The organism is Massilia sp. PWRC2, assembly GCF_049896725.1.
In the GTDB taxonomy this organism is placed as follows: domain Bacteria; phylum Pseudomonadota; class Gammaproteobacteria; order Burkholderiales; family Burkholderiaceae_D; genus JAFCUW01.
Map to the genome: position 1 here is coordinate 22,711 of NZ_JAFCUW010000010.1, position 13,303 is coordinate 36,013.

At 62.6% G+C, this 13,303-nt stretch carries 10 protein-coding genes; 3 read left to right on the forward strand and 7 right to left on the reverse strand.

Annotated features, from left to right (window positions below):
* Window positions 1-224: 224 nt before the first annotated feature.
* Window positions 225-3,377, forward strand: coding sequence for a response regulator (locus ACP7BZ_RS18380; protein ID WP_426115803.1), 3,153 nt, complete (start codon window positions 225-227; stop codon window positions 3,375-3,377).
* Window positions 3,374-5,446: a putative bifunctional diguanylate cyclase/phosphodiesterase gene (locus ACP7BZ_RS18385; RefSeq protein WP_426115804.1), complete on the forward strand. Its 2,073-nt coding sequence runs from the start codon at window positions 3,374-3,376 to the stop codon at window positions 5,444-5,446. Before ACP7BZ_RS18380 ends, ACP7BZ_RS18385 begins: the two co-directional genes overlap by 4 nt.
* A gap of 101 nt (window positions 5,447-5,547) precedes the next feature.
* Here the strand turns inward: ACP7BZ_RS18385 and ACP7BZ_RS18390 are convergent, their stop codons facing one another.
* From ACP7BZ_RS18390 to ACP7BZ_RS18420, 7 genes are all read right to left on the reverse strand, one after another.
* Entirely contained in the window at window positions 5,548-5,820 is a 273-nt protein-coding gene (locus ACP7BZ_RS18390; RefSeq protein WP_426115806.1) for a hypothetical protein, read from the reverse strand.
* An 85-nt stretch (window positions 5,821-5,905) separates the two neighbouring features.
* The gene (locus ACP7BZ_RS18395; protein ID WP_426115808.1) at window positions 5,906-6,193 is read right to left on the reverse strand and encodes a hypothetical protein; all 288 of its coding nucleotides are present in this window, start codon (window positions 6,191-6,193) and stop codon (window positions 5,906-5,908) included.
* 17 nt (window positions 6,194-6,210) lie between these two features.
* Complete coding sequence (locus ACP7BZ_RS18400) at window positions 6,211-6,936, reverse strand: tetratricopeptide repeat protein (RefSeq protein ID WP_426115810.1); 726 nt, start codon at window positions 6,934-6,936, stop codon at window positions 6,211-6,213.
* Window positions 6,937-6,978: 42 nt separating this feature from the next.
* Window positions 6,979-8,010: an alpha/beta fold hydrolase gene (locus tag ACP7BZ_RS18405; protein WP_426115812.1), complete on the reverse strand. Its 1,032-nt coding sequence runs from the start codon at window positions 8,008-8,010 to the stop codon at window positions 6,979-6,981.
* Between the two features lie 281 nt (window positions 8,011-8,291).
* Window positions 8,292-9,551 (reverse strand): acyl-CoA dehydrogenase family protein, encoded by a 1,260-nt coding sequence (locus tag ACP7BZ_RS18410; protein WP_426115814.1) that lies wholly within the window; start codon window positions 9,549-9,551, stop codon window positions 8,292-8,294.
* 42 nt (window positions 9,552-9,593) lie between these two features.
* On the reverse strand, window positions 9,594-10,661 hold the full coding sequence (locus tag ACP7BZ_RS18415; protein WP_426115816.1) for a phosphotransferase family protein: 1,068 nt from the start codon (window positions 10,659-10,661) through the stop codon (window positions 9,594-9,596).
* A 119-nt stretch (window positions 10,662-10,780) separates the two neighbouring features.
* The gene (locus ACP7BZ_RS18420; protein ID WP_426115818.1) at window positions 10,781-11,506 is read right to left on the reverse strand and encodes a histidine phosphatase family protein; all 726 of its coding nucleotides are present in this window, start codon (window positions 11,504-11,506) and stop codon (window positions 10,781-10,783) included.
* A gap of 95 nt (window positions 11,507-11,601) precedes the next feature.
* Between ACP7BZ_RS18420 and ACP7BZ_RS18425 the strand changes: the two genes are divergently transcribed.
* Entirely contained in the window at window positions 11,602-13,302 is a 1,701-nt protein-coding gene (locus ACP7BZ_RS18425; protein ID WP_426115820.1) for a GspE/PulE family protein, read from the forward strand.
* The last annotated feature ends 1 nt before the right edge of the window (window position 13,303 follow it).

Sequence of the window (13,303 nt, forward strand, 5' to 3'; positions counted from 1 at the left end):
GTCTCCCTGCTGACGATCGCCGGTTTCGATCGCGTAGCACGCCCGCCACCTTCAAGGCATTCTGGCGCACACAAGCCAGTGCCGTATTACCTTGATTCCTGAAAAACGACGGTGGGGCAGGCAATGCCGGCATCGCGCGCACCGTTGCGCGCGCGCCTGGTGGCGTGCCGTTGTCGTTGATCAGGCCGGCGCGCTATTGTTGCATCCTCCAGACTGTCATCACCATGAAATCCGCTGTCATCCATCCTTCTGCCTGTGTGTCGGAACAGGATGTTGAAGTAGAACGCCAGGAAGTCCTGCTCAAAGCGGGCGCCCTGCAAAACGCCATCTTCAAAAGCGCCAATTTTTCCAGTATTGCCACTGATGCCCGCGGCGTCATCCAGATTTTCAACGTCGGCGCCGAGCGCATGCTCGGCTATGCGGCCAGCGAAGTGACCAACCGGATTACCCCGGCCGATATCTCCGATCCCCTTGAAATGGTGGCGCGGGCCCAGGCCCTGAGCGAGGAACTGGGCACCGTCATCACGCCCGGCTTCGAGGCGCTGGTGTTCAAGGCCTCGCGCGGCATCGAAGACATTTACGAACTGACTTATATTCGCCGCGATGGCAGCCGCTTTCCGGCGGTGGTGTCGGTCACTGCACTGCGCGACGCCAACAACACCATCATCGGCTTTTTGCTGATCGGCACGGACAATACCGCCCGCAAGCACGCCGAAGAAGCGCTGCTCAAGGCCGGCGCGCTGCAACGGGCGATTTTCAACAGCGCCAATTTTTCCAGCATCGCCACCGATGCCAGCGGCGTGATCCAGATTTTCAACGTGGGCGCCGAGCGCATGCTCGGTTACCTCGCCAGCGAAGTGGTCGACCGCGTCACCCCGGCCGATATTTCCGATCCGCTCGAAGTGGTGGCGCGCGCGCAGGCGCTCAGCGCCGAACTGGGCACCGCCATCACGCCGGGCTTCGAGGCGCTGGTGTTCAAGGCCTCGCGCGGCATCGAAGACATTTATGAGCTGACCTATATCCGCCGCGATGGCAGCCGCTTTCCCGCGGTGGTGTCGGTGACCGCGCTGCGTGACGCCAGCAACACCATCATCGGCTACCTGTTGATCGGCACCGACATCACGGCGCGCAAGCAGGCCGAGGAAACCGCGCAGGCGGCGCTGATGGCCAAATCGCAGTTCCTCGCCAATATGAGCCACGAAATTCGCACGCCGATGAATGCCATTCTCGGCTTGACGCGCATGGTGATGGAGTCAGACCTCAAGCCGCAACAGCGCGAGCAGCTGGAAAAGGTGCAGCGCTCGGGCAAGGCGCTGGTGCGCATCATCAACGACATCCTCGATTTTTCGCGCATCGAGGCGGGCCGCCTGGCCATCGAGCGCATTCCCATGCGGGTCGAAGCGGTGCTGCTGGAAGTGGCTGAACTGCTGGGCATGCAAGCCGAAGACAAGGGGCTGGCGCTGCACCTGGCCATCGATCCTGCCATGCCGCCGCTGCTGATGGGCGACCCATTCCGGCTGGTGCAGATTCTCAATAACCTGGTCGCCAACGCCATCAAATTTACCGAGCAGGGCGACATCCATATCGGCGTGCAGGTGGGTGCAGCCGGCATCGGCCCCGGCGCAGGGCCGATGATGCTGCACTTTACCGTGCGCGATACCGGCATCGGCGTGGCGCCGGAGCAGATCGCCGCGCTGTTCCAGCCGTTTTCGCAAGTCGACTCGAGCACCACGCGCACCTTCGGTGGCAGTGGTCTCGGCCTGGCCATCGTCAAGAAGCTCGTTGGCCTGCTGGGCGGCACGGTGCGGCTCGAGAGCACGGTAGGGCAGGGCACCAGCGTCTCGTTTAGCATCGAAGTGGCGCGCGCGCCCGAGGAACTGGCCAGCGGCATGCAGCGCAGCGGCGCCGTGCAGCCGATGGCCGGCAAGCGCATGCTGATCGTCGACGACCAGCCCAGCGCACGCCACATCCTCGCCCTGCTGCTCAAGGCCTGGGGCATCGACGTGATGGAGGCCGGCAGCGGAGCCGAAGCGCTGGCGCAGATCGAGCATGCCCAGCGCACCGCGCAACCGTTCGACGCCATGCTGCTCGACTGGCACATGCCGGGCATGAGCGGTCTGGCGGTGGTGGCGGCCCTGCGCGCGCAGGAAAAAAACAGCGCACAGGCCGACGCGCTGCCGATCTGGATGGTGACGGCGCATAACAAGCCGTCGCTGCAGCAGCAACCGGAAGCGGCCCTGATTGCCGGGGTGCTCACCAAGCCGATCAGTCCGTCGCTGCTGTTCGAGGCGCTGTTGCAGGCGCCGCCGCAGGGCGGCCGGGCGGCCGGCTCGGGCGCGCAAGAATTTGTCGGCATGCGCGTGCTGCTGGTGGAAGACAATGAACTGAACCAGGAAGTCGCCGCCAGCATCATCATCAAGCGGGGCGCGATTTTGACGATTGCCGCCGATGGCGCCGAAGCGCTTGAACTGGTGCGCCATCAGGCATTCGACCTGGTGCTGATGGACTTGCACATGCCGGTGATGAATGGTCTGGAGGCGGCGCGCCAGATCCTGCTGCTGCCCCACGGTAAACAGCTGCGCATCGTCGCCATGACCGCCGCCGTGATGGTGGAAGACCGCGAACGCTGCCAGGCGATTGGCATGGTCGATTTTATTTGCAAGCCGGTCGAGCCGGACGACATCGTGCGCGTCATGCGTAGTAGCGGGCGCAGTCGCAGCGCGGTGACGCCGGAACGCCGTGCTGTCATTACCGGTGCGGCGGCGGCGCGCCCGCCGGTGCAGACGCCGCTGCTCGATCTGGTGCAGGGTCTGCGCCGCCTCGACGGCGATCAGTTGCTGCAACAGCGGCTGCTGCGCGGTTTCATCGACAGCTACCAGGGCTTGATGGTGCAGTTGGAACGCATGTTCGCCGCCGGCGAGCGCGCCAGCGTCGAGGACCTGGTCCACGCCGTCAAAGGGGTGGCCGCCAACCTGGGCGCTGCTGCGCTCGCCGAAGTCAGCAGCCACCTGCTCGACCAGCTGGCAGCGGCGGCGCCACTGGCCTCGCTGACAGCCTTTAGCGTCACCTTGAATGCCACGCTGGCGCAGATGCATAGCGAGCTGGCCGGGCGGCCGGCGCCGCTGTTTGCACCGCTGGCGGCGGCGGCTACGCCGTCGCCGCCGTCGCTGGCCACGCTGCTCGACTTGCTGGCGCCTTTCGTGAAAGGGCAGGAACTGATCCCCGACGCCTTGATGGACACGCTCGACTATGTGTCGCGGATGGACTTGCCCGAAGCGACGCTGCTGAAAGATCTGCATTATTGCTGCGACAATTTTGCGCATGTGCAGGCGCTGGCGATTTTTCAGACCCTGCGCGGTCAGGACGGCCAGCCATGAACGATTTCCTGGCTGCAGCTGTGACTGAAAAACCGCTGATCGTGGCGGTCGACGATTTGCCTGCCAACCTGCACGTGCTTGCCGCGCTGCTCAAGCGCGATTTCCGCCTGAAGACGGCCACCAGCGGCAGTTCGGCGCTGGCACTGTTCGAACAGCAGGGCGAATTGCCGAAACTGCTCATCGTCGACGTCAAGATGCCGGGCATGAGCGGCATTGAACTGTTGCGCCGCATGCGGGCGCTGCCGCGCACGGCCGGTATTCCGGTGATCCTGGTCAGCGCCGACGCATCCGAACAGTATGAAACCAGTGGCTTGCAGTTGGGCGCCGACGATTACCTGGTCAAGCCGGTCTACCGCGATACCCTGATCATCCGCGTGCGCAACCTGATCGCCCGCAGCGAAGAGCGCCAGCAGTTGCGCCTGGCCGGTTATGTGTTCAATTTTAGCGGCGAGGCCATCACCATTGCCGATGGCAACAACACGCTGGTCGATGTCAACGCCGCTTTCATTAAATTGAGCGGCTACAGCAAGGCTGAAGTGGTCGGCCGCCATCCGGCACTGCTCGGTTCCAGCCGCAACAGCGCCGAACACCAGCGCGAACTGGCCCAGCGGGTGGCGCGCGATGGCTACTGGCAGGGCGAGCAGTGGCAAACGCACAAGGACGGCAGCGTTCATCCCACTTTCATGACGGTGTCGGTGATGCGCGATCGCGTCGGCGATATCGAGTATTACCTCACCAGTTCGGTCGACATCAGCCAGTTCAAGGAATCGGAACGGCGCATTGCTCATCTGGCCCACCATGATGCCTTGACGGGCCTGCCGAACCGGCTGCACCTGCAACGCTATCTCGAACAAGCGATCCTGATCGCGCGCCGCACGTCGGAACAGCTGGCGGTGATGTTTCTCGACCTCGACCGCTTCAAGAACGTCAACGATACCCTGGGACACGCGATCGGCGACGCCCTGCTGGTCGAAGTGGCGGCGCGCTTGCAGTCGTGTATCCGTGATTACGATGTGGTGGCCCGTCTCGGTGGTGACGAGTTCGTGGTGATCCTGCGCGGGCCCGATATTTTAAGTGACGCCATCGGGGTGGCGAAAAAGCTCAACCTGGTCTTGAACCAGCCTTTCCTGCTGGGGGCGACCACACTGCGCAGCGCGGCGAGCATCGGCATCGCCCTGTATCCCGACCATGCCGACAGTATGGACGAGTTGATGCGCAATGCCGATACCTCCATGTACTTCGCCAAGGCCGATGGCGGCAATGCCTTTCGCTTTTTTTCCCCATCGATGAATGCGGGGGCGCATGAACGGCTGCACCTGGAGGGCCAGCTGTACGAGGCCATCGAGCGGCAAGAGTTTGAACTGCATTTTCAGGTGCAGGTCAATGCCCGCGGGGGGGCCGTCGGCGCTGAAGCGCTGCTGCGCTGGCGCCATCCGCAACGCGGTTACGTGGCGCCGGGCGCCTTTATTCCTCTGGCCGAGGAATCCGGCTTGATCATGCTGATGGGGAACTGGGTGCTCGACCAGGCTTGCGCCCAGCTCAAGCGGTGGGAAAGCCATCCACGCGCGTGCCGGCTGGTGTTGGCCGTCAATGTCAGCGCGCGGCAGTTTCGTCAGCCCGATTTTGTCGAGCAGGTGACGGCCTGCGTGCAGCGCCATGGCATCGTGGCGGGCCGCCTGAAGCTGGAGATTACCGAGAGCCTGACGCTGAAAAACGTCGACGAGGTGATCGACATCATCAAGCGCTTGCGCACGCTGGGCATTGGTTTCGCACTCGACGATTTTGGCACCGGTTACTCGTGCCTGCAGTATCTCAAGCGCCTGCCAGTGCAGCAACTGAAGATCGACCGCTCCTTCGTGACGGAGCTGGTGTATGACAGCAGCGACCAGGCCATCGTCCGTACCATCATCGCGATGGCGCGCAATCTCGATCTGCAAATCATTGCCGAAGGAGTAGAGACGGCCGAGCAGCGGCAGATTCTGGCCAGCTTCGGCTGCGACTATTACCAGGGCTATCTGTATGGGCGGCCACTCGACATCAGTGCCTTTGAGGCGAGCCTGGGCGAATAGACTTTTCAGTCGTGCCGCTGAAAACTCCGGCCACAAGGGCGAAACGACATGGACGAATACAAGCGCATTTCGTGGCTAAGAAAATTTAATTTACTGCTACCTTAAAAGCCCGCCATCAAGAGCGACATGAGAGCCGTCGGACCATACATCACACCAATTAACAAACGCCACCCCAGGCGCGCACCTTGAGGGAGAAACAGCGCGCCAATGCCAACCGCCAGCCCAAGCGCGATGGCGGCGAGCGCGCTGAGCGCAAAAACGTTGCTCGCAGGGCCGATGCCGGTCAATGGTGAAAGCAGGCCCAGCACTGCAAGCGCGAGGGTAACAACAAAAGGCGCGTATGCCAGCCAGTATAGGCGCTGCAAGCGAACCATGGTCGTTTCCTGATTTTTCGTCGATTTCCACAGGCGCCAGTCGTCCCGCAGCTGTTTTGGACAACCAGAAACATCGTGCGATGGCTTATGCCCGACGTAACAAGAGGCGTCGCCACAGTACCAGGCACCCGCAAATTGCCGGGATAGAAATAAAATGCGAGACGTTCTCGTGGTAGAACAAAGCGGCAACATAGAGCGCAGCCATGGCACAGGCGATGTAATACGCAGCGAAAGCGCCAACACGGCGGTCGTCAACCACGGGACTGATCGACAGTTTAAGCAAGCATCGTCGCTGCTTCAGAAAAAAAACGCTGAAAGCCGCCCAAAAAAATACCAGCGCGGCCAGACCCATCATAAGTGCGAGAATTTTCATGGTCGGATTCTGTTCCTTTAAAACTTGGCTTGCTTGATCCGTCCCTGCACATAGCCCAGTTCACCAAGGGCCGCCTTGTCTGCCGCATTGATCTCGAGGCATTGTTTGTAGACTGTTTCGGCTTCATTCAGGCGCCCCAGTTCCACCAGCACAAACGCTTTGCCGCGCAGCGCCTCACCGAGCTCGATGACGCGGCTCTGAGGGGGCGAATAATCGCGCGCGAGCGCGGCCGCCGCCTCGAACCTGACCAGGGCCTCATCCCATTTTTTTTCGCGCCGATAAAAATTCGCACATTCAGAGGCATAGTGGGCATTGTTGGGCGCCATGCGCATGGCTGTTTGCAGCGCTGCGCGGGCCTGCGCATGGCGGCCGAGATCGATGAGGGCGTACGCTCTGAGGAAATGGGCGTCGCACCACGCGGGACCGACCACCATGGCCTCCTGCTTGTCGGCCGCTGCCTGCGCCAGATACAGCAGACTCTCCGGCGCACTGCGCGCGCAATAAACGGTCTTGGCGCCCGCGCGATAGGTGCTTTCGTAGGCCGCGATGACCTTGTCAAAATACTGGTCCAGCGCTTCTTGCGGGTGGCGCTCCTTGACCAGCTTGACGCCATCGTTGAGCAGTTGCGTCTGCCGTATTTCGTACTCACGGGCAGCACTGGCCGGTGCACTGGCGGCGTCTGCAAAGACAGGCGCAGCCTGCGCAAGCAGCAAGCTGAAAAAAAAGATGATGCGCGTTTGCATTGAGTGCATTCTCCAGCCGGCTGCGTGGGTTGTTGTTGCTGATTAATTGATCTGCTTGAGCACTTCCAGCACAGCCTGTACCACGGCGGCTGGCTGCTCGGCCTGAATCACATGCGCGGCGCCTGCCACCAGCCGTTGCGTGCCCTTGTTTGATAACGCGGCAATCTCCTTGTGGATCTTGGCGTTTTCATCTTCCAGCGCCTTGTTGAGGGCGCTGTGCGGTTTGCCGGGAACCGCAAAAGGACTCACGCCACGGGTAAGTACCAGCAGCGGCAGATCGCCGAAGCGCTGGCGCACGGCGCGCAGTTGCCCGTCGCTGGCGTCGAACGCATTGTATTCGTCGATCAGGCTTTGCCAGTAGGCGCTCTTCGTCTCGATCGACTGTACCGCCTTGCCACGTACCGGCCCATAGAATGCAGGGGAATCGCCCACACAGTTGGTCAGCGCTGCGCTACCTTGTTGGAACCCTTTTTTTGCTGCGGCCAGACACTGTGCATTCTGCGCCTTCACCATCGCGTTGATCTGCCGGATTTTGCCGCCGGTGACCTTGTCGAGTCGCGCATTTTCATCTTCGGTGCGGGGTTCAAGCAGCACCAGACCCTTGACCTGCTCTGGGTAGCGATAGGTGTACAGCTGGGCGTTTTCACCGCCGAGGGAGTTGCCAACCAAAAGATACGGCGGCTTGATGGCAGCGACCTGCAAGGCTTTATGCAAGTCCTCGACGGCATTTGCCGCGCTGTTTGGGCACGCCGCCGGGTCGCTGTAACCGAGTGCGGCGCGGTCATAGACACAGGCGCGGGTGTGCTTTGCCACTTCAGGCTGCACCTTGAACCAGGTCCAGCCGGCGTCACCCGATGGCGCATCAAACACCACGGTGGTACTGCCAGTACCGCTGCAATACAGGTGCAGCTTGCGACCGCCGATATCGACCCGTTGCTGCGGGCTGGCAAATGCGGTATCGGTCGATGCCTGTGCCAACGGACCGACAAAATGCATGCCGGCTGCGAGCAGCAGAAACGTTTGACACAACCTGGGTCTGTTCATCGTATCCCCAACAAGTGAAGGTTGCGGCAAGCGCCGTTCAGCACCGCATATTGCTGAGTATAATCAATTAAACAAGCTTGCACAACGCATCAGGCTTCGCATTTTTCAAAACACGTTTGGGGAAGTGCCCTTTGGCAAGCCGCTAGTGTACCGCTGGTGTACCGCTGTTGTACCTTAGCAGCTTGATGCCATCAGCGGAACCCACCATCGCATCCCGCGTGGGCGCGATGACCGGCGTCGCCCCGCTCGACCGACAAGGCCGGCGATACGGCGCCAGCGCCGCCGTGCGTGGCGGTGGTGGTGCTCGATGTTTAACTGCGCGTCACCGGCAGGCTGACATCCTCGCCCAGCACGGTCCACTTGGCCAGCTCGAGCTTGGCAATGGCGTTGCGGTGCACTTCGTCGGGGCCGTCGGCCAGCCGCAGGGTGCGGTTGCCGGCCCATTGCGAGGCCAGTGGAAAGTCGTCCGAGACGCCGGCGGCGCCGTGCGCCTGGATCGCCATGTCGAGCACCTCTTGTGCCACGTTGGGCGCCAGCACCTTGATCATGGCGATTTCCGCCTGCGCATGCTTGTTGCCGACGGTATCCATCAGCGCCGCCGTTTTCAGCGTCAGCAGGCGCGCCGTGTCGATCTTGATGCGGCAGTCGGCGATGCGCTCGCGCCACACGCCCTGCTCGGACACCTTTTTGCCGAACGCCACGCGGCTGTTCAAGCGCTTGCACATCAGTTCGAGCGCCCGTTCGGCCACGCCGATGGCGCGCATGCAGTGGTGGATGCGGCCCGGTCCCAGCCGGCCCTGGGCGATTTCAAAGCCACGTCCTTCGCCCAGCAACAGGTTCGCTGCCGGTACCCGCACATTCTCGAACAGGATTTCGCAGTGGCCATGGGGAGCATCGTCGTAGCCGAACACGGGTAAGGGACGGACGATGGTAATGCCGGGTGTGTTGGCTGGCACCAGGATCATCGATTGCTGCTGGTGGCGCGCAGCGTCCGGATCGGTCTTGCCCATGACGATGAAAATGGCGCAGCGCGGATCGCCGGCGCCGGATATCCACCACTTGTGGCCATTGATGAGATAGTCGTCGCCCTGGCGTTCGATACGGGTGGCGATATTGGTGGCGTCCGATGACGCCACGTTCGGCTCGGTCATCGCAAAGGCCGAGCGAATCTCGCCGCGCAGCAGGGGCTCGAGCCACTGTTTCTTGTGCGCTTCAGTGCCGTAGCGTTCGATGGTTTCCATATTGCCCGTATCGGGCGCGGCGCAGTTGAACACTTCCGGCGCCCACACCACGCGGCCCATGATTTCGCACAGCGGCGCGTAGTCGAGATTGGACAAGCCCTCCGGCGCGCGCGCCGATTGCGGCAGGAACAAATTCCACAGGCCCTGTTCGCGCGCCAGCGGTTTGAGACGTTCGATCAGCTCGGTAGGAATCCAGCGGTTGCCCTTTTCCGCGCCGTTGCGGTCGACCTCTTGCTTGAACGCTTTTTCGTTCGGATAAATGTGCGTGTCCATGAAGGCCAGCAGGCGCGTGCGCAGTTGCTGGCAGCGTTCGGAATAATCAAAGTTCATGGTCAGTCTCCGTTATTGTTGTGTTGTATGGGGTGTCGGCGCTCAGCGCATGGCCGCCTGGGCATATTGCCAGCCCAGTTCCGCCATCGGCCGCGCTGCCTTGCCGTTTTGCAGGGCCTGGGCGCTGGAAGCGGTGCCATCGACATAGCGCTTCATGATGCCCTGCATGATGCCGGCCAGCCGGAACATGTTGTAGGCCAGATAAAAATTGAAATCTTCCGGTCGGATCACGGCACCGGTGCGGGCCTGGTAGGCGGCGATATAGGCTTCCTGCGAGGGAATACCGAGCGCCGCCAGGTCGAGGCCGGCAATGCCGCGGAACTGGCCGGGGGCGATGTGCCAGCTCATGCAGTGATAGGAAAAATCGGCCAGCGGGTGACCCAGGGTCGACAGTTCCCAGTCGAGCACGGCAAGGATGCGCGGCTCGGTCGGATGAAAGATCACGTTGTCGAGGCGAAAGTCGCCGTGCACGATGGCGGTCGCTTCGCCGGCCGGAATGTTGTTCGGCAGCCAGGCGATCAGCTGGTCCATCGCAGCGATGGTCTCGGTGCTCGAAGCCTGGTACTGGCGCGTCCAGCGCTCGATCTGGCGGGCAAAATAATTGCCCGGCTTGCCGTAGTCAGCCAGGCCGATGGCGGCATAATCGATCGCATGCAACTGGGCGATGACGCGGTTGGTTTCGTCATAGATGGCGGCCCGCTCGGCCGGCAGCATGCCGGGCAGCGACTGGTCCCACAACACCCGCCCGTCGATGAATTCCATCAGAACGAACGCGCGGCCGATGATCGACTCGTCGGTGCACAGCAGCAACTGGCGCGGCGCCGGAAAGCCGGCCCGGTTGAGCGCATCCATCACCTTCAATTCGCGGTCGATGGCGTGCGCCGATGGCAGCAGCTTGGCGGCCGGGCCCGGCTTGGTGCGCAGCACGAAGGACTGCTCGCCCACCGTCAGCTTGAAGGTGGGATTGGACTGGCCGCCCTTGAACTGGGCCACCTCGACTGGTCCCGGCGGAAATTCAGACAAGGCCGCACGCAGGTAGGCGGCGAGGGCGTCGGTGTCGAAGCGCTGGCCCTCGGCCACCGCTTTGGTACCGATCATTTCTTCAAACATGGTGTCTCCCCAAAGTGATCCGCGCTGATTTTCGCTGATTCTTGCTGATTTTCGCGGTGATGCCCGGCCTATTCTAGCCGATGAAAGCGCACGACCGTACTATTCATTGGTACTTTATATCACCTTTGGCGTGATTTCTGGTATTGCCTGAACAGCTCTTCCATCGTGGTCGCCCGCGTCGCCAGTTGCAGGGGCTGGGGTGGCGTGTAGTTGACAAAGCGCACCACCCAGTCGTGCTCATCAACGCCGACGTCGAGCGCGTTGATGCAGCCCGCCGTTTGCGCCAGGTTGCCAAGAAACACGCGCGATCCCGTCAGCGCCAGCGACAGGATGGCGCAGTTGACGCCGCCGTGCAGCACCAGCAGCGCGCTGTCCCAGTCGGGGTCGGCGCGCAGCCGGCCGATGGCGGGATGCACCCGGTCCATCAATTCGCCCGCCGATTCGCCGCCCAGAAAGCGCTTGGCGGGATCGACGACGCCCTCGAACACGCCGGTGAACGCCTCACGCAGCTCGGCGTCGGCAATGCTCGACAAGCGCCCGCCACGGATTTCTTCCAGCTCGGGCCAGGCTTCGATGGCGATCTGCTGGCCGCTGGCGGCCAGCACCCGCTGCGCCGTTTCTATGGTGCGCGGCAAGCCGGAAACGATCACCCGGTCAAACTTGACGCCGTCAGCGGCGAAGGCGGCGCCGGCGGCGCTGGCCTGGGCGCGCCCCGTTTCATTCAAGGGCACGGTTTCTGGCAGCATTGGTTTGCCGCTGGCATCGAAATACGTGACGCTGCCATGGCGCATCAGGAACAGGCGGCGGCGGCCGCCGCCGGGGGAGGGGAGGGGTGCAGTAGTCATTCCGGAATAGTACACCGGCAGCGTGGCTGTCTTAGAATGCTTGAAGCGTTAAATATCTCTGCGGCAACACACATTTTGCGTATTGAAAGCATTCGATGGCCCGTCCCGAAAAAGTGCGCCTGGGAGAAATCCTGGTCCAGCAAAAGCTGCTGTCGGAAGAGCAGCTGGGCCTGGCGTTGGCGGACCAGAAGCGTAGCGGACGCAAGCTCGGCCGTGTGTTTGTGGGCAATGGCTTCGTCACTGAAGAGCAGATTTCCGGTGCGCTGGCGCGCCAGCTGGGCATTGCCTACATCAACCTGAAATTTTATAACACCAATCCGGCGGTGGTGCGCCTGCTACCGGAGACGCAGGCGCGGCGCTTTCGCGCACTGTTGCTGGAAGACCATGCCGACAGCGTGCTGGTCGGCATGTCCGACCCCACCGACCTGTTTGCCTATGACGAGATCGCCCGGCTGGTCAAAAAATCGGTGGAGCTGGCGGTGGTCAACGAGACCGAAGTACTGCACGCGATCGACCGCATTTACCGCCGCACTGGCGAGATCACCGGGCTGGCGCGCGAGGTGGAGCAGGACCTGGGCGAGGTGGTCGACTTTGGCAGCATGAGCGCCACCCCGGGGCTGGAAGAGGCGCCTATCGTCAAGCTGCTGCAGTCGGTGTTCGATGATGCCACCCAGGTGCGCGCTTCCGACATCCATATCGAGCCGCAGGAAACCACGCTGCAAATCCGCTTTCGCATCGATGGCGTGCTGCACCTGCAAACCGAGACCGACATCAAGGTGGCCACGCCGCTGGCGCTGCGCTTGAAACTGATGGCCGACCTGGATATCTCGGAAAAGCGCCTGCCGCAGGATGGCCGCTTCGCCGTCAAGGTCAAGCAGCAGCGCGTCGATGTGCGCATCTCGACCATGCCGACCCAGTACGGCGAATCGGTGGTCATGCGTCTGCTCACGCAGGGTGGCGCCGCCCTGCGGCTCGACGCCATCGGCATGCAGCCGGAACTGGTGGCGCGCCTGCGCTCGATCGTGCGGCGGCCGAATGGCCTGGTGCTGGTGACCGGGCCCACCGGTAGCGGCAAGACCACCACCCTGTACAGCGCGCTGGCCGAACTGAACTCGATGGAAAAAAAGCTGATCACTGTCGAAGACCCGGTCGAATACCGCCTGCCCGGCATCAACCAGGTGCAGGTCAACGACAAGATCGACCTGACGTTCGCCCGCGTGCTGCGCTCGGCGCTGCGACAAGACCCCGACATCGTGCTGGTGGGTGAAATGCGCGACCAGGAGACGGCGCAGATTGGCCTGCGCGCGGCGATGACGGGCCACTTGGTGCTCTCAACGCTGCACACCAACGATGCCGCCAGCACGCCGCTGCGGTTGATGGACATGGGGGTGCCGCGCTATATGGTCGGCAGCGCCTTGCAGGCGGTGCTGGCGCAGCGCCTGGTGCGGGTGATCTGCGAGAGCTGCGTTACCGGCCACGCCACCAGTGCCGCCGAGCGCCAGTGGCTGCGGCTGGAGCTGGGCGACCTGGCCGAGCGCGCGCCCTGCCACGCCGGCCGCGGCTGCTCGCACTGCAACGGCCAGGGCTACCGCGGCCGCACCGGCGTCTATGAACTGCTGGAGATGACAGCCAGCGTGGCGGCCGCTGCCAACCATCCCGATCCGGCCCACTTCCTGCACGCGGCGCACGCACAAATGGCTGGCGAGACCTTGCGCCGGCATGCGGTGGCGCTGGTGGTGCAGGGCCGCACCACGGTGCAGGAAGCCATGCGCATCACCAATCAGCTCGAGGATTGAC

Coding starts and splice junctions, on each gene's coding strand:
- ACP7BZ_RS18380 (WP_426115803.1), top strand. CDS start 225: ATGAAATCCGCTGTCATCCATCCTTCTGCCTGTGTGTCGGAACAGGAT.
- ACP7BZ_RS18385 (WP_426115804.1), top strand. CDS start 3,374: ATGAACGATTTCCTGGCTGCAGCTGTGACTGAAAAACCGCTGATCGTG.
- ACP7BZ_RS18390 (WP_426115806.1), bottom strand. CDS start 5,820: ATGGTTCGCTTGCAGCGCCTATACTGGCTGGCATACGCGCCTTTTGTT.
- ACP7BZ_RS18395 (WP_426115808.1), bottom strand. CDS start 6,193: ATGAAAATTCTCGCACTTATGATGGGTCTGGCCGCGCTGGTATTTTTT.
- ACP7BZ_RS18400 (WP_426115810.1), bottom strand. CDS start 6,936: ATGCAAACGCGCATCATCTTTTTTTTCAGCTTGCTGCTTGCGCAGGCT.
- ACP7BZ_RS18410 (WP_426115814.1), bottom strand. CDS start 9,551: ATGAACTTTGATTATTCCGAACGCTGCCAGCAACTGCGCACGCGCCTG.
- ACP7BZ_RS18415 (WP_426115816.1), bottom strand. CDS start 10,661: ATGTTTGAAGAAATGATCGGTACCAAAGCGGTGGCCGAGGGCCAGCGC.
- ACP7BZ_RS18420 (WP_426115818.1), bottom strand. CDS start 11,506: ATGACTACTGCACCCCTCCCCTCCCCCGGCGGCGGCCGCCGCCGCCTG.
- ACP7BZ_RS18425 (WP_426115820.1), top strand. CDS start 11,602: ATGGCCCGTCCCGAAAAAGTGCGCCTGGGAGAAATCCTGGTCCAGCAA.